The sequence below is a fragment of the uncultured Ferrovibrio sp. genome (assembly GCF_937960835.1).
GTDB lineage: Bacteria > Pseudomonadota > Alphaproteobacteria > Ferrovibrionales > Ferrovibrionaceae > Ferrovibrio.
This window is the reverse complement of sequence record NZ_CALGPC010000017.1, coordinates 110527-129371: the sequence shown is the minus strand read 5'-3', so window position 1 is coordinate 129371 and position 18845 is coordinate 110527. Positions and strand designations below refer to the sequence as shown.

General features: G+C 63.4%; 19 protein-coding genes. 6 read left to right on the top strand and 13 right to left on the bottom strand.

Features of this window, described 5'->3' with window-relative positions:
* Nucleotides 1-22: 22 nt before the first annotated feature.
* From Q0603_RS17250 to Q0603_RS17210, 9 genes are all read right to left on the bottom strand, one after another.
* The gene (locus tag Q0603_RS17250; protein WP_298728006.1) at nucleotides 23-841 is read right to left on the bottom strand and encodes an energy transducer TonB; all 819 of its coding nucleotides are present in this window, start codon (nucleotides 839-841) and stop codon (nucleotides 23-25) included.
* 4 nt (nucleotides 842-845) lie between these two features.
* Nucleotides 846-1319 (bottom strand): protein TolR, encoded by a 474-nt coding sequence (tolR, locus tag Q0603_RS17245; protein ID WP_298728004.1) that lies wholly within the window; start codon nucleotides 1317-1319, stop codon nucleotides 846-848.
* A gap of 14 nt (nucleotides 1320-1333) precedes the next feature.
* Nucleotides 1334-2014, bottom strand: coding sequence for a MotA/TolQ/ExbB proton channel family protein (locus Q0603_RS17240; RefSeq protein ID WP_298728002.1), 681 nt, complete (start codon nucleotides 2012-2014; stop codon nucleotides 1334-1336).
* 124 nt (nucleotides 2015-2138) lie between these two features.
* Complete coding sequence (locus tag Q0603_RS17235) at nucleotides 2139-3113, bottom strand: mitochondrial fission ELM1 family protein (protein ID WP_298728000.1); 975 nt, start codon at nucleotides 3111-3113, stop codon at nucleotides 2139-2141.
* The gene (locus tag Q0603_RS17230) at nucleotides 3107-3862 is read right to left on the bottom strand and encodes an MBL fold metallo-hydrolase (protein WP_298727999.1); all 756 of its coding nucleotides are present in this window, start codon (nucleotides 3860-3862) and stop codon (nucleotides 3107-3109) included. The genes Q0603_RS17235 and Q0603_RS17230 overlap by 7 nt, the downstream gene beginning before the upstream one ends.
* A 24-nt stretch (nucleotides 3863-3886) precedes the next feature.
* Nucleotides 3887-4690 carry a TatD family hydrolase gene (locus Q0603_RS17225; RefSeq protein WP_298728058.1) on the bottom strand — a complete coding sequence of 268 codons (804 nt, stop codon included), beginning with the start codon at nucleotides 4688-4690 and terminating at the stop codon, nucleotides 3887-3889.
* An 8-nt stretch (nucleotides 4691-4698) separates the two neighbouring features.
* Nucleotides 4699-6252 carry a methionine--tRNA ligase gene (metG, locus tag Q0603_RS17220; RefSeq protein ID WP_298727998.1) on the bottom strand — a complete coding sequence of 518 codons (1554 nt, stop codon included), beginning with the start codon at nucleotides 6250-6252 and terminating at the stop codon, nucleotides 4699-4701.
* Nucleotides 6253-6333: 81 nt separating this feature from the next.
* Nucleotides 6334-8115: a tetratricopeptide repeat protein gene (locus tag Q0603_RS17215; protein WP_298727996.1), complete on the bottom strand. Its 1782-nt coding sequence runs from the start codon at nucleotides 8113-8115 to the stop codon at nucleotides 6334-6336.
* The gene (locus Q0603_RS17210; protein ID WP_298727995.1) at nucleotides 8112-8657 is read right to left on the bottom strand and encodes a hypothetical protein; all 546 of its coding nucleotides are present in this window, start codon (nucleotides 8655-8657) and stop codon (nucleotides 8112-8114) included. Before Q0603_RS17210 ends, Q0603_RS17215 begins: the two co-directional genes overlap by 4 nt.
* A gap of 77 nt (nucleotides 8658-8734) precedes the next feature.
* Here Q0603_RS17210 and Q0603_RS17205 point away from each other — a divergent pair, with 77 nt between their 5' ends.
* The 5 genes from Q0603_RS17205 to chrA are packed head-to-tail and all read left to right on the top strand — an operon-like array spanning nucleotide 8735 to nucleotide 13578.
* A complete protein-coding gene (locus Q0603_RS17205; RefSeq protein WP_298727993.1) occupies nucleotides 8735-9742 on the top strand; it encodes an aspartate carbamoyltransferase catalytic subunit in 1008 nt (335 codons plus the stop codon).
* Between the two features lie 20 nt (nucleotides 9743-9762).
* Nucleotides 9763-11070: a dihydroorotase gene (gene pyrC, locus Q0603_RS17200; RefSeq protein WP_298727991.1), complete on the top strand. Its 1308-nt coding sequence runs from the start codon at nucleotides 9763-9765 to the stop codon at nucleotides 11068-11070.
* A 2-nt stretch (nucleotides 11071-11072) separates the two neighbouring features.
* Nucleotides 11073-11717 carry a glycerol-3-phosphate 1-O-acyltransferase PlsY gene (plsY, locus tag Q0603_RS17195; protein WP_298727989.1) on the top strand — a complete coding sequence of 215 codons (645 nt, stop codon included), beginning with the start codon at nucleotides 11073-11075 and terminating at the stop codon, nucleotides 11715-11717.
* A complete protein-coding gene (locus Q0603_RS17190) occupies nucleotides 11689-12207 on the top strand; it encodes a hypothetical protein (protein ID WP_298727987.1) in 519 nt (172 codons plus the stop codon). The genes plsY and Q0603_RS17190 overlap by 29 nt, the downstream gene beginning before the upstream one ends.
* A 45-nt stretch (nucleotides 12208-12252) precedes the next feature.
* Nucleotides 12253-13578 (top strand): chromate efflux transporter, encoded by a 1326-nt coding sequence (chrA, locus tag Q0603_RS17185; RefSeq protein ID WP_298727985.1) that lies wholly within the window; start codon nucleotides 12253-12255, stop codon nucleotides 13576-13578.
* Nucleotides 13579-13636: 58 nt separating this feature from the next.
* Here the strand turns inward: chrA and Q0603_RS17180 are convergent, their stop codons facing one another.
* Nucleotides 13637-15070, bottom strand: coding sequence for an NAD-dependent succinate-semialdehyde dehydrogenase (locus Q0603_RS17180; protein ID WP_298727983.1), 1434 nt, complete (start codon nucleotides 15068-15070; stop codon nucleotides 13637-13639).
* Between the two features lie 141 nt (nucleotides 15071-15211).
* Here Q0603_RS17180 and Q0603_RS17175 point away from each other — a divergent pair, with 141 nt between their 5' ends.
* Nucleotides 15212-16126, top strand: coding sequence for an ATP-binding protein (locus Q0603_RS17175; protein WP_298727981.1), 915 nt, complete (start codon nucleotides 15212-15214; stop codon nucleotides 16124-16126).
* Nucleotides 16127-16136: 10 nt separating this feature from the next.
* Here the strand turns inward: Q0603_RS17175 and Q0603_RS17170 are convergent, their stop codons facing one another.
* From Q0603_RS17170 to surE, 3 genes are all read right to left on the bottom strand, one after another.
* A complete protein-coding gene (locus Q0603_RS17170) occupies nucleotides 16137-17378 on the bottom strand; it encodes a LysM peptidoglycan-binding domain-containing M23 family metallopeptidase (RefSeq protein ID WP_298727979.1) in 1242 nt (413 codons plus the stop codon).
* Nucleotides 17379-17441: 63 nt separating this feature from the next.
* Nucleotides 17442-18086, bottom strand: a complete 645-nt coding sequence (locus Q0603_RS17165; RefSeq protein ID WP_298727977.1) for a protein-L-isoaspartate(D-aspartate) O-methyltransferase — start codon at nucleotides 18084-18086, stop codon at nucleotides 17442-17444.
* A gap of 3 nt (nucleotides 18087-18089) precedes the next feature.
* Nucleotides 18090-18845 carry a 5'/3'-nucleotidase SurE gene (gene surE / locus Q0603_RS17160; protein WP_298727975.1) on the bottom strand — a complete coding sequence of 252 codons (756 nt, stop codon included), beginning with the start codon at nucleotides 18843-18845 and terminating at the stop codon, nucleotides 18090-18092.

Sequence of the window (18845 nt, the reverse complement as noted above, 5' to 3'; positions counted from 1 at the left end):
AGTTTTCCTCTACTAGCTATTCTTATTTCAGCAGGAACTGCACCGGCACGACCAGTTCAAGCCGATCCTTCCCGATGACCGCCGGTATCGCCGGCAGCGGCTCGGCCTTCTTGATCATCCGCTCGACGGCTTCATCCAAGGATGCATGGCCCGAGCTGCGCTCGATGTTGTAGCGCAGAACATGCCCCTGCCCGTCGATGGTAAAGCGCAGATGGGTCACGCCTTCGATACGCCGCATCTGGGCGCGGCGCGGATATTCCTTATGCCGCTCCAGCCAGGCCAGCAGCTTGGCGAAGTAATCTGCCTCGGCGCCGGGATTGCCACCGCTGGTCGCAGCCGCTCCGTTGCCGCTATTCGGCGCCGGCCGCTGCCCCAATTGGCTCTGCGACGGCGGCACAGGTGATGGCGCGACGGCCACTTGCTGTTCCTGCGGTTGCGGCTGTGGCTGAGGCGCAGGCTCAGGTGCCTTCACAACCTCCTTTGGCTTCGGCGGCTGCGGACGGCGCGGTGCATCCGCGACTGGTTTCGGCTTGGGCTTCGGCGCTTCCTCGATATCCGGCTGCGTGGAGAGGGATTCCACCACGTCTGGCGCCTTCACCGGCTCGGGCTCCGGTGCCGGCGGCGGCTCAACAGGCTTCTCGACAACCTTCTCAGGCTCAGGCGGCGGCGGTGACGGCTCGGGCATGCTCGGAATGCCGCCTGCAGCCAGCGAAATCTCGATGCTCTGCAGTCCCTGATCGACTGCACCTGGCGGTTCCGGCCAGGGCACGCCGATCAGCAGCACGGCGGCCACGCCACCATGCGCGAAGAGCGAGACTGCCCAGGAGGAAGCGCGTCGCATGGCGTTACTGCGCGGGCGCAGCCGCCGCTGCTGTCGCCGGAGACTGCGCCCCTTCGGCGACGAGGGAAATCTTGCCGTAGCCAGCCTGCCCCACCAGCCCCATCACCTGCATGATGCGGCCGTATTCCAGCGTCTTGTCGCCACGGACATACACCACGGAGTCTGGCTCCGCGGCGTGGATCTCAGCCAGCCGGGCCACCAGTTCTTCCTCAGCGACAGCATCCTTGCGGATGAACAGTTTGCCGTCCTTGTCGATGCTGATCACCAGCGGCTCCTTCGGCGGCGCCACCTTGGCCGCGCTGGTCTTCGGCAATTGCAGCGGCACGCCGACCATCATCAGCGGCGCAGCCACCATGAAGATGATCAGCAGCACCAGCATGACGTCCACGAAAGGCGTCACGTTGATGTCGGACAGCGGCTTGTAGCCGGAGAAATCGCTATCGAAGTTGTCGCCGCCGCCGAGGGGAGCTATCGCCATGACTGACCCCTTCTCTATTGGCCGGCATCGGCATGACTGCGCGCCGCATGCATCGTGCCGCGCGCGAATTGCCGGGCCGCCTCAGTGATGGCGGCGTTGAAGCGCTGCGCCAGACGGCCAAGATCGGTGCTCAGCTTGTTATAGGCGATGACGGCAGGAATGGCGGCTACAAGGCCGAGCGCGGTAGCGAACAGCGCTTCGGCGATGCCAGGTGCGACCACGGCCAGGCTGGTGTCGTTCGAACCGGCAATGGCGGTGAAGCTGTTCATGATGCCCCAGACAGTGCCGAACAGACCAACAAAGGGCGCGGCCGAGCCGACCGTGGCGAGAAACGGCAGGCCGGGTTCGACCCTGCGCAATTGCTGCGCCATGGCCTGACGCATGGCGGCCTCCAGCCGACTACGGAATTCGGTGCGGGTTTCCCCCGGTTCAAAACCCTCACGCTTCTCGCGCGCGGCGGCGGCCAGGATATGACCCTGGATATCGTCATGCTGCTTGTCGCCAGCGACCAGAGCGTCGGCCTTCACAGCGGCCTCGAAAGCGGCAGCCGCCTTGCGCAACCGGCGGAACTTCCCCAGCTTCTCGAACACGATGGCCCAGCAGGCGACCGACGCCAGTACCAGCAGCGCCATCACGGTCTGTACGATGGGGTCCGCGTTCAGTATCAGCGCGGCAAACGAAAATTCGTGTTGCATCAATAGGTTGCTCCGATGGCACCGCCTCTGCGTGCGGCTGAAGTCTGAGGGCTGCGATATTAATAATGAGAACTGATCGCAAAATAAAGGCGTCAAGCGGTCGCGCGTTATAAAATAACAGCCTTTATGACCAGTCGAAGCGCTGGCGGACTTCTGCGACGATACGCGCGGTTTCGTCCAGGCGGCCGTTATCCCATTGCAGCAGCCGGCCGTCGAACCATTGGATCAGTCCCCGCTGCAGCAGGCTTTCGTAAAACGCATCGAAGCGCTTCGAGCGGCCGGGCAGCTTGGCGACCATCACGGGCTTGCGGGTAAAACAAGCTTCGGAAACCATCGAGACGGAATCGCCTGTCACCACGATGGCGTCCGCCAGCCCCAGGAACCCGAAATAGGGATTGGGTCCCTTCCCGTCCCACAAGGCGGCAGGAAGGCTGGCAAGCGCGCCGCGCAGCAGGTTGGCTTCCGCTTCGCCCGTGCGCCGTGAGATGGTGGCGAGAATACCGCAGCCGGATCGCTGCACCATCTGACGAAGCTGCGCGGTGAAATCGCGCATCCATTCTTCATCCAGCGTGTAATAGCGGTTATTGCCGCCGACCAGCACGGCGACGCGCGGGCGGGGAATATGCGCATATTCCAGACGGATCGCCTCGGCGCCGTTGCGCAGTTTCTGATCGGTCAGGCGATGCAGCGCACCTTGCGAGACAATCACGTTGCGACCGCGCATACGATCGTGTTCCGGCACGATCACCAGATCCCAGTATTTCGGATTGCTGCGCGGGTTCTGGATATGGATGGTGATCGTGTGCCCCTTGCTGGCCTTACGCACCGCCATCGCCAGCATCGCCGATTTTCGGCCGCAGGTGATTAGCACATCCGGCCATGGCGGCTTGAATTCGGGGGCGCTGTCCGGCGCCACCATCTTCAGGCTAGCAAAGGCAGGATGCATCGGCAGCCAAGTGTAAGGGCGGCGGAATTCGATCTCGAAAACCTGCGGCAGGCCAAATCCACCTTCCGCAAACAGCGCCTCGGCGAGGCCGATGGATTGATTCAGCATGCCGGCGGCGCCTTTCTGGGCAACCGCCCAGATCGACTTCAGCATTCGATCACCATGCCGTCATAGGCCGGCTCGACACCCGGCGGCAGTTCCGCTTTCAATCTGTTGTAATCGAGATCGATGGTCATGTTGGTTAGGATGGCGCGTTCCGGCTTCACCCGGGCGATCCATTCCAGGGTCTGCGCCAGATGGCTGTGCGACGGATGCGGCGTGTAGCGCAGCGCATCGACGATCCAGACCTTGATGCCGGCAAGCGCCGCGAATGCCTCTTCATCCAGGCTGACGACATCGTTGGAATAGGCCAGATCGCCGAAGCGGAAGCCCAGGGATGTGATATTCCCGTGCTTCTGACGGATCGGCAGGATGTCGAGCGCGCCGACCTGGAAAGGCCCGTCGATCAGTTGCAGGTCGATGATGGGCGGATAGCCATCGCTGCTTTTCTCAAAGCAATAGCCGAATTTCCGCTTCAGCCGCTCGGAGGTGAACGCATCGGCATAGGCCGGCATGCGCTTCTTCGCCGCATAGGCAAGGAAGCGGATATCGTCGATCCCATGCGTCTGGTCGGCATGGTCATGCGACCACACAACCGCATCGATCGAGGTGATGCCATTGGCGATGAGCTGGTTGCGCAGATCGGGGCTGGTATCGACCAGCACGCGGCTGCCGCCATCTTCGACCAGGATCGAGCTGCGGCTGCGCCGGTTCTTCGGCTCGGCGGGATCGCAATCGCCCCATTCGCCATCGATGCGGGGAACGCCGGGCGACGCGCCGCAGCCCAGGATGATCGCCTTCATCGGCCGCCTACTCCGTCCGACTGCTCAAGCAGCCCTCCGATCCGCAACGGCGTCGCGGGGTACCTTGTCGAACAGGCGGAGGAAATTCTCGGTCGTTCGCTCAGTGATTTCAGCGATGCCGACATTCTTCAGCTTTGCCAGGAAGGCCGCGGTATGCACAACATAGGATGGCTCGTTGCGCTTGCCGCGCAGCGGTACCGGTGCCAGATACGGCGCATCGGTCTCAACCAAAAGGTTTTCCAGCGGCAGAGCCTGCGCAGAATCCTGCACATTGCGCGCCTTGTTGAAGGTCAGGATGCCGGAGAAGGAGACCATCATCCCGTGCTTCACCGCCAGCTCGGCCAGGCCGTGCCCGGACGAGAAGCAATGCAGCAGGCCCTTGAACTTCCCCTTGGCCATCTCCGCTTCCAGGATCGCCGCCGTATCCTCATCGGCATCGCGGGTATGGATCACGATGGGAAGGCCGGTTTCGCGCGCCGCCGCGATATGCGCCAGGAAACAGCGCTTCTGCGATTCCCGGTCGCTATGCTCGTAGAAATAATCAAGACCCGTCTCGCCGATGCCGACCACCTTGGGATGCCTGGTCAGCTCGATCAGCTTCGCCGCATCGACATCGACATATTCGCTGGCCTCATGCGGATGGATGCCGACCGTGCAATAGACATCCGGATAGGACTCAGCCACGTCCAGCACGCGGTCGAACTGATCCAGCCGCGTCGAAATGGTCAGCATCAGACCAACGCCTGCCTGCCGTGCCCGCTCAATGACGGCATCGCGCTCGGCAGCGAAATCCTCGAAATCGAGGTGGCAATGGCTGTCGATCAGCACCGCCATCTTCAGCCCTCCGCCACGGCTTCCACATGTCGCGGGAAGACACCCTGCGGCGGCGGCAGCGGCGTGCCGGCTCGCAGTCGGCCAAGCTCGCCCAGATGGGCGAAGCTGCGCGCGGCTTCAGACACGGCCAGCTGATCCAGCATCTTCGCGGCCGATGCCGGCACGAAGGGCTGCGCGAGGATCGCCAATTGCCGGATCGCCTCCAGCAGGGTCCACAGCACCGTCTGCATGCGGGCGGGATCGGTCTTGCGCAGGGTCCACGGTGCTTCGACGTCGATATACTTGTTGGCAGCGTCGACCAGGTCGAACCATTCCTGCAGCGCGACATGGATCGCCTGCTCGTCGAGCGCCTTGCGCATGCGATCGACCAGGCTGTCCGCCTGCGCCAGCAGCGCCTCGTCGGCCCCGCTCAGCGCGCCGGGCGTCGGCACCGAGGCGTTGGTGTTCTTCGCGCAGAACGACAGCGTGCGCTGCGCCAGATTACCGAAGCCATTGGCCAGTTCGCTGTTGATGCGGCCGATGATCGCCGATTTGCGGAAATCGCCGTCATTGCCGAACGGCACTTCCCGCATCAGGAAATAACGCGTCTGGTCCAGACCGTATTCCTCAACTAGCTTCAGCGGATCGATGACATTGCCCAGCGACTTGGAAATCTTCTGGCCTTCATTGGTCCACCAGCCATGGGCGAAGACGCGCTTCGGCGGCTCCAGATCGGCAGCCATCAGGAAGGCCGGCCAGTAGACCGCGTGGAAGCGCAGGATGTCCTTGCCCACCATGTGCAGATCGGCAGGCCAGAAACGCTGGTATTTCTCGCTGCCGGTATCCGGATAACCCGCTGCCGTGATGTAGTTGGTCAGCGCATCAAGCCAGACATACATCACATGCGCCTCGTCGCCCGGCACCGGAATGCCCCATTTGAAGGTGGTGCGCGAGACCGACAGATCCTTCAGGCCGCCTTTGACGAAGCTGATCACCTCGTTGCGGCGGCTGGCCGGCAGGATGAAGCCGGGATTGTCCTCATAGAATTTCAGCAGCCGGTCCTGCCAGGCCGACAGCTTGAAGAAATACGATGGCTCCTCCACCCACTCCACCGGCGCGCCGCTGGGCGCCAGCTTCTGGCCGTTGGGGCCTTCCTGCAGCTCGTCTTCCTGATAGAAGGCCTCGTCGCGCACGGCATACCAGCCGGCATATTTGTCGAGATAGATGTTGCCCGAGGCGATCAGCTTCTGCCACAGCGCCTGCACGGCCTTCACATGGCGCGGCTCGGTGGTGCGGATGAAGTCGTCGTTGGAGAAGTTCATCGCCTTTGCGAGATCGCGGAAGGTCTGGCTGACGCGGTCGCAGAAGCTTTTAGGATCGGTGCCGGCCGCGTCGGCGGACTTCTCCACCTTCTGTCCGTGCTCGTCGGTGCCGGTCAGGAACATCACGTCATAACCGTCCAGCCGCTTGAAGCGCGCCAGCACGTCGCAAGCCAGCGAGGTGTAGGCATGCCCGATATGCGGCTTGTCGTTTACGTAATAGATCGGCGTCGTGATGTAATAGCTTTTATGGGTCATAGGCTTAACAGTTAAAGCACAAGGCCTGGGAAAACTAGGCCGACGATGCGGCAGCGGGGCCTCTTGCTATCACCTTGAAAACTAATTTGCCAGCGATTCCAGTCTTTTTGCCACGGCGTGCACCGGCACCCGCCAGGAACCCGGGGCGGGGCTGCGGAAGATCCGCATGGTCGGATACCACGGCGTCGTCTCGCCTGCCGCCATCAGATAGAAGAATAGGCTTTTGCCTGCGGGCGCCAATGTCCAGACCGGCCGCCCCAGCGCACCGGCCAGATGAGCCGTGACATTCGACACGGTAATGACGAGGTCGAGAGCCGCAATCTGCGCCGCCAAGGCATCGAGATCGTTCTTCGCATCGATCCGGTCATCGACGATAAAGCGGTCGCCGAAGAGCGCCCTGAACTGCGCATGCTCGTCCTCGGTTGCGCCATATTGCAGGCAGACGAAGCGGCAATCGAGGATTGCCGCCAAAGGCGCCAGATCCTCGGGCCGCAGCGATTTCCCCGCGCCAATGGCGGGATTGGCGCTGCGCCAGGACAGGCCGATCAGCCGCACCTTTCCGCCGGCCAGATATTCCTGACGCAGGCCCGCTGCACGCTCGGCGTCGGCTAGCAGATAGGCTTGTCCAGGCGGCGCTGCCTGCGGCAAATCCCCAAGCGGCAGATGGGCATCGAAGGCTTCATTCATCAATGCCAGATCGGCCTGCGTTTTTTCCTCGGTGAAGGACAGCGTCGGGAAGCTGCGGCGCAGCAGCGGGATCAGGCGAGGATCGGTTTCCAGCATGACCGACGCCGCTTCCAGCAGCGGCGGCAGATACTGCAGGAACAGCAGCCGGTCATCCAGCCCCTGCTCGCCCCAGAGCAGCAGGCGTTTCGGGCTGCCGCCGTTCTGAAAACGCGGCCAGGGCCAGTTGCGCCGCGGCAAAGGCGGCTCGGCCTTGCGCCAGCGCCAGGCGAAGGCCGGCCATCCGGCAGCGAAATCCCCGCGCGCCAAAGCTGCCAGGGCAAAGTTCCACTGGGTTTCCGGATCCTGCGGCCGGCGCGACAGCGCTTCGCGATAAGCCGTCTGCGCGAGATCGAGCTGTCCCTGCGCATGGCGGATCTGGCCCAGGCAGGCCCAGGCATCGGCATGGCCCTGCGTGAGCTGCACCGCGCGTTCGGCCAAGGGCAAAGCCTCATCCAGACGGTCGCTTTCCCCCAGGCTTGAAGCCTTGTTGATCAAGGCGGCGGGATAATCCACGCGCAGTTTGAGCGCCTGATCGAATGCGGCAATCGCGCCACCATGATCGCCTTTCGCCGCCAGCAGGCTGCCGAGGTTGTTGTGGCATTCCGGCGCCTGTGGGGCATGCGCCAACGCCTGTTCGGCCGCCGCTATCGCGCCGGGCAGATCATTCAAGGCGCGCAGGCAGGTCGCCAGTTGCAGCCAGGAGGCCGCATGCTTCGGCTGCAACGCCAGAGCCTGACGAAACCCGGTCGCCGCGGTCTCCCAGGCTCCGGCGATACGCTGCGTCTCCGCCCAAAGAAACAGGACATTCACATCGCGCGGGGAAAGACGGCGGGCGGTTTCGACTGCCTGGCGCGCCTGCTCGACCTGCCCCGCACCCAGCAACGCTTCGGCATAGCTCAGCCACAAGCCCGCCTGCTTGGGCGCCAGATCGACGGCACGGCGCAAGGTTGCGACGGCCTCCGAAGCCCGTCCCGTCTGCACCAGCAGGCGCCCAAGCAGGTTGGAGGCATCCAGCGTTTCCGGCGCCTGCGCCAGCACGGCGCGATAGCCCCGCTCGGCCTCCGGCAGGCGGCCTTGACGATGGGCCTCCAGCGCGGATTGTAGCCGCTGCAAGGTTTCCGGTTTCAGCACGGTCATGAACTGAACCGGAAGTCGGGAACGTCAACGCAGCGGTCGAGCAGCCGTTTCAAACGCTGAGGGATTTCGTCGAGGAGTTCCTTCATCTGCTGCGGCACCTGCCTGGGCGGCAGGTTCGGCAGCGTATGCTCCCGGAAATTCTGGATCACATCCTGTTGCATCAGGAACACCGCCTGGGCGAAGAAATTGATCATGCCCCTGCGCTCCAGCACCGTCAGATAAGCGCCCATTCCCCGCAGCAGGGCATGAAAGGCGCGGATCTTCACCGCGGTCACCTCATGGAGAATGGGCTCACGCGTCACCGCCGGCAGCTCTTCCAGCTTGGCCTCGATGACATCGCAGAAGGACAGGAATTCCTGCACCCGCCTGAAGCTGTCGGCATAGTCGGCGAAGGGCAGCATTGTCGCCTGCTCGTACATCAGGCTGGTGCTGCGCTGCGCTTCCTGGGCGCGGCTGTTCAGCACCTGAAGCAGCCGCACGACCTCGCCCGCCGTATCGGCGCCGGCAGCAAGGTCGACCTGATTCTGGCGATACTGATCCATGATGGCCGTCAGAAAAGCAGAAAAATATTAACGCTTTGATTGCTGCCGCCAGCCTCGACGTGTAATGTGATTCGTCGATGTCTGCGAGTCGTGCCAATCCCGCCGATCCGGCCGCCCCCCGGCCAACGGCCACCTTTCCCCACCGCCATCTCCTTGGTATTGAAGGTCTTTCCGCTCAGGATATCCAGGTCCTGCTGGATCATTCCGACCGGTATGTCGAGCTGAACCGGGCTGTTGAGAAGAAACAGAGCTCCCTGCGGGGCCGGACTATCATCAACCTCTTCTTCGAGAATTCCACCCGCACCCGCACCTCCTTCGAGCTGGCAGGCAAGCGGCTGGGCGCCGATGTCATCAACATGTCGGTCGCGACCTCTTCGGTGAAGAAGGGCGAGACGCTGATCGACACCGCGATCACTCTGAACGCCATGCATCCCGACCTGCTGGTGGTGCGGCATCAGGATTCCGGCGCCGTCGCGCTGCTGGCCCAGAAAGTCGGCTGCGGCGTCATCAATGGTGGCGACGGCAGCCACGAGCATCCGACCCAGGCGCTGCTCGATGCTCTGACGATCCGTCGCCGCAAGGGCAGACTGGAAGGCCTGCTGGTCGCCATCTGCGGCGACATTCTGCATAGCCGTGTCGCCCGCTCGAACATCCACCTGCTCAATACCATGGGTGCGCGTGTGCGCCTGATTGCGCCGCCCACCCTGCTGCCGGCCTATGCTGAGCGGATGGGCGTCGAAATCTATCACGACATGCGCAAAGGCCTGACTGACGTCGACATCGTGATGATGCTGCGTCTGCAGATGGAACGCTTCCACGGCTCCTTCGTGCCGTCGACCCGCGAGTATTTCCATTTCTACGGCCTGGACCACGACAAGCTCAGCTTCGCGAAGTCCGACGCCCTGATCATGCATCCTGGCCCGATGAACCGCGGCATCGAGATCGACACCGAGGTGGCCGACGATATTCATCGCAGCGTGATTCACGAGCAGGTCGAGATGGGCGTCGCCGTCCGCATGGCCTGTCTGGAATTGCTGGCTCAGCACTTGCCGAACTGGCGCGGCACAACGCCGCCCGGTATGTAGGCGAAGAACGAGAAACCATCATGGCTCGCCGCCGCAAGCTCTATACCAACGCGCGCCTGCTCGACCCCGCCACCGGGCTCGACGTCAAAGGCGCTTTGCTGACCGAAGGTGATCGCATCGTCGATCTCGGCCCCAAGCTCGCCACCAGCAGCAGCTTTGCCGGCGATACCGAAATCATCGACTGCCAGGGCCATTGCCTCTGCCCCGGCCTGATCGACATGCATGTCTGGCTGCGCGAGCCGGGTGCAGAGCATCAGGAAACGATTGCCACCGGCGCACGCGCGGCTGCGGCTGGCGGTATCACCAGCGTGGTGGCGATGCCGAATACCGATCCCGTCATCGACGAGGTCGCACTGGTGGAATTCATCGCTCGGCGCGCGGCCGATACGGCTGTGGTCCGCGTTCTGCCTGCTGCGGCTGTCACGCGCGGCACCAAGGGCGAGGAAATGACCGAACTGGGTCTGCTGGCCCAGGCCGGTGCCGTTGCCTTCACCGATGGCGACCGGGCCATTGCCAATGCCCGGCTGATGCGCCGCGCGCTGTCCTATGCCAGCACCTTCGACCTGCTGCTGATGCAGCACTGCGAAGAACCGTCCCTGGCCAAAGGCGGCGTGATGAATGAAGGCGAAGTCGCCGCGCGGCTTGGCCTCGCCGGCATTCCGGCGATTGCCGAAACGATCCTGCTGGAGCGCGATATCCGCCTGCTGGAAGTCACTAATGGGCGGCTGCATGCCTCGCATCTGTCGACCCGCGACTCCTTCGATGCCGTGCGCCGCGCCAAGCTGCGCGGCCTGCGCATCACCGCCGGCGCTGCGCCGCATAACTTCTCGCTCAACGAATACGATGTTGGCGACTATCGCACCTTCGCAAAGGTCAAGCCGCCGCTGCGCGTCGAGGAAGACCGCAAGGCGGTGGTGGACGCGATCGCCGATGGCACCATCGATGTGATCTCGTCCGCTCATGCGCCGCAGGATCCGGAAAGCAAGCGCCTGCCCTTTGCGCAAGCCGAGTTCGGCATCATCGGACTGGAAACGCTGCTGCCGCTGACGTTGGAGCTTTATCACAACGGCTCGGTTCCGCTGCTGAAACTGCTGGCTTGCCTTACCTGTAATCCGGCCAAGCTCTTGAAGCTCGAAAGCGGCCGCCTCGCGCCGGGCGCGCCGGCCGATCTGCTGGTTTTCGACCTCGATACGCCTTGGCGCGTAGACGAAAAGAAATTCCGTTCCAAAGCCAAGAACTCGCCCTATGACGGCCGCCGCGTGCAGGGCCATGCGCTGCGCACCGTGGTCGGCGGCGAAACCGTCTTCCAGCGCAAGCGGGAGGGCTGAGCATGCCTGATCCGGCTTCCTGGTCGATGGATGCACCCTATTACCTTGCCGCCATTGTGCTGGGGTACATTCTCGGCTCGATCCCCTTCGGCCTGGTGCTGACCAAGCTGAGCGGTCTTGGCGATATCCGCCAGATCGGCTCGGGCAATATTGGCGCTACCAATGTGCTGCGCACTGGCCGCAAGGATCTCGCCGCGCTGACCCTGCTGCTGGATGGCGGCAAGGGAGCGGCTGCGGCTTTGCTGGGCGGCATGTATGGTCCGGACATCATGGTGTCGGCGGCTTTCGCTGCCTTCATCGGCCACCTTTTCCCGGTCTGGCTCAAATTCAAAGGCGGCAAGGGCGTCGCCACTTATCTCGGCGTGCTGCTGGGCGCGGCCTGGCCGGCTGGCCTCTTCGCCTGTGCCACCTGGCTGGCAGTTGCCGTGATCTTCCGCTACTCGTCACTGGCGGCATTGATGGCCGCCTTGGCGACGCCGGTTTTCACCTGGTTTTTCGTGTCGCCGCAGGTCGCTGAACTGGCCGGTGCGATGACCGTGCTGGTCTACATCCGGCATCATGAGAATATCGCCCGCCTGCTGCGCGGCGAGGAACCCAAGATCGGTAAGAAGAAGACGAGTGAAGATCAGGCCGCGACGCCTCAGTGAGGCAGAGAAACGCAGCTGGCTGCGGCTGATCCGCAGCAAGAATATCGGCCCGATCACCATCCATAACCTTGTCCGCTATTACGGCAGCGCCGCGAGGGCCGTTGAAGCGCTGTCCGGCATGGCCAAGCGCACTGGCGCGAAACGCAGAATTACTGGAGACTATCGACCGGGAATGAGCTCGCTGCGCAGGGCCAAGGCCGCCCTCATCACCGGGGGCGAACCCGGCTATCCCGTCCGCCTGATGCAGCTCGACGATACCCCGCCTCTTCTCGCCGCCAGGAGCAACACCGACATCGCGAGCCTGCCCGGCATCGCCAGCGTTCACCCGCGATCTCCCTGGCGATCTCCCGCCATGACTTCTCTGTCATCTCAGGTCTTGTACGTGGTATCGCGCGGCCTGTCTGATATCATGCAGAATGATGATAAAATATTGACGTGGCATGCTGATCGCCGATGCCTGTCGCGCATGGCGCGCCCGTGCCCAGATTGAACAGCATGGCTGGCCGCCGAAATGCTTGATACGGGTGGGATCAGAATGGATCAGCATGAAAGCAGACCGCACCCGGGTTTCGGCGAGGCTTTCGGCGTCTGGCTGAAGATCGGCCTGCTCAGTTTCGGCGGGCCCGCCGGACAGATCGCGATGATGCACAGGATCGTGGTCGACGAAAAGAAGTGGGTCAGCGAGCCGCAGTTTTTGCACGCGCTGAATTTCTGCATGCTGCTGCCTGGCCCGGAGGCGCAGCAGCTAGCCACCTATATTGGCTGGCTGCTGCATCGCTGGGCCGGAGGCCTGGCAGCTGGATTGCTGTTCATCCTTCCGGGCCTGCTGGTGATGCTTGGACTGAGCACCGTCTATGCGCTGTGGCGCGAAATACCAGTGATTGAGGGATTGTTCTTTGGCCTGCAGGCTGCGGTACTGGCCATCGTTATCGAAGCAGTGCATCGCATCGCGAAGCGCGCGATCCAAACCGGTTTCCTGCTTGGACTCGGTGCGGCAGCCTTCATCGGCATCTATGTTTTACAGATTCCCTTTCCACTGATCGTATTTGGTGCGGCGGTCATCGGCTGGGCAGTCGGGCGCCTGCGCGAAGACTGGATCATACCAGGCCCCAGCCATCGGGATGGTGATGTTCTGCCTTCCGTCGCACCGAGCTGGCAGCGCAGCCTGATGGTTCTGGTGATCTTCGGCGCACTCTGGTTGGGTCCGATTGTCTTTCTTTACATCACGCTCGGCGGCAGCCACGCCTTCAGCCAGATCAGCGTCTTTTTCAGCGAGATGGCAGTGGTCACCTTCGGCGGTGCCTATGCCGTGCTCGCCTATGTCGCGCAGCAGGCCGTCGATTTTTACGGCTGGCTCGGCCCGGACGAGATGCTGCACGGCCTTGGTCTTGCCGAAACCACGCCGGGCCCGCTCATCCTGGTGCTGACCTTCGTCGGCTATTTGGCGGGCTTTCGCCAAGGCGGCGTCGATCCCGTCCTCGGCGGCCTGCTGGGCGGTGTGATGGCGACCTGGGTCACCTTCGTACCCTGCTTCCTGTGGATTTTCCTCGGTGCGCCTTACATCGAGCGGGCCCGCAACGTGAAAGCCTTCGCCCATGGCCTGGCGGCGATTACTGCCGCCGTTGTCGGCGTGATCCTCAACCTTGCCCTGTGGTTCGGCCTGCATGCGGTCTTCCGCGAGATGCGGCCGTTATCCTGGGGCGGCTGGACCTGGGACATTCCCGTCTGGAGCAGCATCGATCCGGCCATGGCAGCCCTCGCCGCTGCAGCGCTGATCGCCGTGCTGCGGTTTCATGTTGGCCTGATGTGGCTGCTGGGTGGCTGCGCTTTGGCTGGCGTCGCGCTCACCCTGATCCGTTGATCGCAGATACGAGAAAAGGGGCCGAAGCCCCTTTTCCACTGTTCTTTTTCAGGCTGCCTCAGAGGCCGACCTGGGTGATGAACTTGGTGTTCAGATAAGCCTCGATGGCCTCCGCCCCCCCTTCCGATCCATAGCCTGAATCCTTGATGCCGCCGAACGGTACTTCTGGCAGGGCCAGGCCATGGTGGTTGATCGAGACCATGCCGCTTTCGAACGCGGCGCCGATGGCGGCGGCCGTCTTTGCGGACTTGGTATAGGCATAAGCGGCTAGGCCGAACGGCAGGCGGTTCGCCTCTTCCACCACCTCGTCGAACTTTGAGAAGGGCATGATCGGCGCCAGCGGGCCGAACGGCTCTTCGTTCATGATGCGCATGTCGGTGGTGATGTTGGTCAGCACCGTCGGCTCGAAGAAGTTGCCCTTGTTGCCGATGCGCTTGCCGCCGGTCTCGATCTTCGCGCCCTTGCTCACGGCATCGGCGACGAACATCTCCATTGCCTGCACGCGGCGGTCGTTGGCCAGCGGCCCCATGCGGGTATCCTTGTCGAGGCCGTCACCGACCTTGAGGGACTTGGCGAAAGCCGTGAAGCCTTCAACGAACTTGCCATAGACCGACTCATGGACCAGGAAGCGCGTCGGCGAGACGCAGACCTGGCCGGCATTGCGGAACTTGTTGGCCGACAGCACCTTCACGGCAGTGTCCACATCGGCATCCTCGAACACGATGGCCGGAGCGTGGCCGCCGAGCTCCATGGTGATGCGCTTCATGTGCTGGCCCGCCAGCATGGCGAGATGCTTGCCCACCGGGGTCGAGCCCGTGAAGGTGATCTTACGGATCACCGGATGCGGGATCAGATATTCCGAAATCTCGGACGGAATGCCGTAGACCAGCTGGATTACGCCAGCTGGCACGCCGGCATCGAGATAGGCCTGCACCAGAGCTGCACAGGAGGCCGGCGTCTCTTCCGGACCTTTAAGGATGATCGAGCAGCCCGCAGCCAGAGCCGCCGAGCATTTGCGGACCGCCTGGTTGATCGGGAAGTTCCACGGCGTGAACGCGGCGACCGGACCGACCGGCTCCTTCACGACGAGCTGATACACGCCTTCGGCCCGCGGTGGCACGATGCGGCCGTATGTGCGGCGCGCTTCCTCGGCGAACCAGTCCATGATGTCGCCGGCCAGCAGCGTCTCACCCTTCGCCTCGATGAAGGGCTTGCCCTGCTCCATCGTCATGATTTTGCCGATCTCGTCGGCGCGGCTGCGGATGATGTCCGCCGCCTTGCGCAGGATCTTGTAGCGGTCGAACGGCGAAACCTTCTTCCAGGCCTTGAAGCCCTTGTCCGCAGCAGCCAGGGCGCGGTCCAGATCGGCCTTCTCGGCATGGGCGACCTTGCCGATCTCCTCGCCGGTAGCAGGATTGAGCACCGGCAGGAACTTGCCGCTCGCGCCCTTGCACCAGGCGCCATCGATGTGAAGCGAAACCTCGGGGTACATATTTCCTCCTGGACGGCTCAACGGTAGGCTTGTAGGCGGCGGATTATGGCGGAAAGCTCGGGGTCCCGCTACAGGTTGCGCCAACGCAAGCGCCCCCTCAGAATGGCGACGATCTAATCCTCGCCAGGCATGAAGCAACCAATGTCCAAGAAAAAAGTCCCCGTCTCCGCCGCCACGTCCACGCCGTCTCTGGATAACGATACCCTGGCGCGCATCGCCGCCGCCCTGGAGCGCCTTGCGCCGCCGCAGCCGCCTGCCTTCGACGACAAGGCCGCCGACGCCTATGTCTGGCATGCCGACCCGGCACCGGGCTGGCTGGAACCCGTTCCGGTGATCAATGCCGTGCCGATTTCGCTGCTGCGCGGCGTCGACCGCGTGCGCGACATCCTGCTCGACAATACACAGCGTTTCGCCAAGGGCCTGCCGGCCAACAACGCGCTGCTCTGGGGCGCGCGCGGCATGGGCAAGTCGTCGCTCGTCAAAGCGGTACTCGGTGCGATCAATGCCAAGAAAGCGCGTGCTCTGGCGCTGGTGGAGATCCACCGCGAGGACATCCCGACGCTGCCGCAGCTGCTCAAGCTGCTGCGGGCCTCGAAGCGTCGCTACATCCTGTTCTGCGACGATCTCTCTTTCGATGCCGAGGATCAGCATTACAAGTCGCTCAAGGCCGTGCTGGAAGGCGGCATTGAAGGCCGGCCCGACAACGTGATCTTCTACGCCACCTCAAACCGGCGCCATCTGCTGCCCCGCGATATGGTGGAAAACGAGCGCTCGACGGCCATCAATCCTGGCGAAGCCGTCGAGGAGAAGGTTTCGCTCTCCGACCGCTTCGGCCTCTGGCTCGGCTTCCATTCCTGCAGCCAGGAAGACTACTTCGCCATGCTGGATGCCTACTGCGCGACTTACGGGCTGAAGATCGATCAGAAGCAGCTCCGCGCCGAAGCCGTCGAATGGGCGATGACCCGCGGCTCCCGCTCCGGCCGCGTGGCCTGGCAGTTCATTCAGGATCTCGCCGGCCGCCTGGGCAAGCCGCTCACGCCGCGCAGTTCGGCTTAATAGCCGCGCGTCAGGCGACCGAGAGGAACTTCGCCGGATCGACCGCCTGGGTGCCCCGGCGGATTTCGAAATGAAGCTGCGGCTGGCTCACGCCGCCGCTGGTGCCGACGGTTCCAATCGCCTGGCCGCGGGTTACCTTCTGCCCTTTCTTGACCAGCATCTTGTCGAGATGGGCATAAGCGGTGATCCAGCCATCGGCATGGCGCACCAGAAGCAGATTGCCGAAGCCGCGCAGTTCATTGCCGGCATAGACGACCACCCCGTTTTCGGCGGCGATCACCGGCGCGCCAGCGCGAGCGGCGATGTTGATGCCGTCGTTATGCAGCCCGTCCGCTTTCGGCCCGAAGGTCGACAGGATGCGGCCGCGCACCGGCCAGGAGAATGTCCGGCCCGAACGCGGCGGCAGAACCGTTTCCTTGTCTGACTCAGGCTTGCTGGCCGCCGACGGCGCCGGTGTTGGCGCAACCGGTGCAGCGGCCTCCTGTTGAGGTGCTGACTGCTCTGCCGGCTGTTGTGGTGCTTGCTGCGCTGTCTGAGACGGTGCCTCGCTCGGCACGGGCGCGGGGCTGCGGCTCGACGGCGGCGTCTGCGCCTGCGGAACCTGCGTTGCTGGCGCCGAAGATTGAGCGGCGGGCGCGCTGCCCGGTGCGGGCAGAATTTCGACATCCACACTCCGTCCGGACGGAACCGCCGGCGGCGGTGCGGCAGCAACGGCATAGCCGGTGGAAGACGGGATCCGCAGCTGCTGTCCGACGGCGATCACGTAGGGCGGCTGCAGATCGTTGGCCTGCGCTGTGGAATACAGATCCACGCCATAGGCGCGCGAGATGCTGTAGAGCGTCTCTCCTGCCTGCACAGTATGAAAGCGGCCGCCCGGGATGCGGATCCGCTGTCCCGATTGCAGCAGGTAAGGCGGCTGCAGCCCGTTCTCGTCGATGATGGCGCGCACCGGCCGGTCGTAACGCCGCGACAGCGCATAGACCGTATCGCCCGGCTGCACCGTTATAACGCCAGGCACCATTTGCGGTGCGGCCACGACATTAGAGGCCCGACTCGCGACTGAGCTTGCTGCTGCTGACGATGTCGATAGCGGCGCGGTCGCCACTGTCGATCGCGACGGCGATGGCGACGGACGGGAACCCGCCTGGTGGTTGAACACCACCGGTGCCGGCGCCTGCTGCCCGCAGGCGGCCAGCACACCGGCCATGGCCACCACGACCAGTCTCTGTCCTATCGCACGAATCCAACGCATCGTCTTGAAGTCTAAGCCCCTTCGGCATGGGGCTCAATCGCAGGCGGATCGCGGTTTCCCGCGTCAGCCTGCCGCTTCGCGTGCGATCCCAGGCAGCAGCGGTACGAAGCGGACTGGGATCAGGCGCTCCTCCTCCACGTCATTGCCACGCCGGGTATAGCGGATGATGTCCTGCTCGGTCGCCGACACGCTGACCGGCGCCACCATGATGCCGCCCTCAGGCGACAACTGCTCGATCAAGCTGTCCGGCCGGTGATCGGCCGCGGCCGTCACCAGGATGCGGTCGAAGGGCGCCTGCTCGGGCCAGCCCTTGATGCCGTCGCCGAGTTTGGTGGTGATGTTGGTGATCTTGAGATCCGCCAGCCGCTTTTCGGCCGACTGCAAGAGAGAGCGGTAGCGCTCAATGGTGTAGACCCGGCGCGACAGCTTGGCCAGCACTGCCGTCTGGTAGCCTGAGCCGGTGCCGATCTCCAGCACCTTCATGCGGTCGCCGATCCGCAACGCCTCGGTCATATAGGCGACGACAAAAGGCTGGCTGATCGTCTGGCCCTGCGTGATCGGCAGGGCGATGTTGTCGTAAGCGTGCTTGAGGAACTGATCGGCCACGAAACGGTCTCGCGGCACCCGCTCAAGCGCAGCCAGCACGCGCGTATCGGCAATGCCTTGCCGGCGCAGCTCCATGATCAGTTGGATGACGCGGGTATCCACGACTTAAGAGAGAGCGGACTTGAGCGCCTTCATGGTCGCCGTATGAGTCAAGTCGAGCTGCAGCGGCGTGACCGAGATCGCGCCACTATCGGTGGCGCCCAGGTCGGTCTGCCGCTTGGCCTTGTTCTTCATCCGGCGGAAACCGATCCAGTAATAAGGCACGCCGCGCGCGTCCACACGGCCGTCCAGCAAAAGATCAGTCAGATCGCGCTGGCCCTGCTTGACGACCTCCACGCCGGTGACCGATTCCGCCACCACGTCGGGGAAATTGATGTTGATCAGGATGCCCTTCGGCCAACCGGCCTTGAGCAGCTTCTTGATCAGCCCCGGCGCATGATATTCGGCAGTCGCCCATTTCACCGGATGGCCATACTGAAAGCACTGGCTCATTGCGATCGATGGCACGCCCAGCAGCGTGCCTTCCATCGCCACGGCCACGGTGCCGGAATAGGTCACGTCCTCACCCAGATTGGCGCCGCGATTGACCCCCGACAGCAGCAGATCCGGCTTCTTGTCCTTGAAGATCTCGTGCATCGCGATCATCACGCAATCGGTCGGCGTGCCGCGCACCGCGAATTTGCGTGCGTTGACCTTGCGAAGCCGTAAAGGCTGGGTCAGCGTCAGCGAGTGCGACGCGCCCGATTGCTCGAATTCCGGAGCCACCACCCAGACGTCGTTCGACAAGGTCTTGGCGATTTTCTCCAACACCTTGAGGCCCGGCGCGTGAATGCCGTCGTCGTTGGAGACCAGAATGCGCAT

Coding starts and splice junctions, on each gene's coding strand:
- pyrC (WP_298727991.1), top strand. CDS start 9,763: ATGGCTCGCCGCCGCAAGCTCTATACCAACGCGCGCCTGCTCGACCCC.
- Q0603_RS17250 (WP_298728006.1), bottom strand. CDS start 841: ATGCGACGCGCTTCCTCCTGGGCAGTCTCGCTCTTCGCGCATGGTGGC.
- chrA (WP_298727985.1), top strand. CDS start 12,253: ATGGATCAGCATGAAAGCAGACCGCACCCGGGTTTCGGCGAGGCTTTC.
- surE (WP_298727975.1), bottom strand. CDS start 18,845: ATGCGCATTCTGGTCTCCAACGACGACGGCATTCACGCGCCGGGCCTC.
- metG (WP_298727998.1), bottom strand. CDS start 6,252: ATGACCCATAAAAGCTATTACATCACGACGCCGATCTATTACGTAAAC.
- Q0603_RS17235 (WP_298728000.1), bottom strand. CDS start 3,113: ATGCTGAAGTCGATCTGGGCGGTTGCCCAGAAAGGCGCCGCCGGCATG.
- Q0603_RS17240 (WP_298728002.1), bottom strand. CDS start 2,014: ATGCAACACGAATTTTCGTTTGCCGCGCTGATACTGAACGCGGACCCC.
- plsY (WP_298727989.1), top strand. CDS start 11,073: ATGCCTGATCCGGCTTCCTGGTCGATGGATGCACCCTATTACCTTGCC.
- Q0603_RS17215 (WP_298727996.1), bottom strand. CDS start 8,115: ATGACCGTGCTGAAACCGGAAACCTTGCAGCGGCTACAATCCGCGCTG.
- Q0603_RS17205 (WP_298727993.1), top strand. CDS start 8,735: ATGTCTGCGAGTCGTGCCAATCCCGCCGATCCGGCCGCCCCCCGGCCA.
- Q0603_RS17180 (WP_298727983.1), bottom strand. CDS start 15,070: ATGTACCCCGAGGTTTCGCTTCACATCGATGGCGCCTGGTGCAAGGGC.
- Q0603_RS17175 (WP_298727981.1), top strand. CDS start 15,212: ATGTCCAAGAAAAAAGTCCCCGTCTCCGCCGCCACGTCCACGCCGTCT.
- Q0603_RS17210 (WP_298727995.1), bottom strand. CDS start 8,657: ATGGATCAGTATCGCCAGAATCAGGTCGACCTTGCTGCCGGCGCCGAT.
- Q0603_RS17230 (WP_298727999.1), bottom strand. CDS start 3,862: ATGAAGGCGATCATCCTGGGCTGCGGCGCGTCGCCCGGCGTTCCCCGC.
- tolR (WP_298728004.1), bottom strand. CDS start 1,319: ATGGCGATAGCTCCCCTCGGCGGCGGCGACAACTTCGATAGCGATTTC.
- Q0603_RS17170 (WP_298727979.1), bottom strand. CDS start 17,378: ATGCGTTGGATTCGTGCGATAGGACAGAGACTGGTCGTGGTGGCCATG.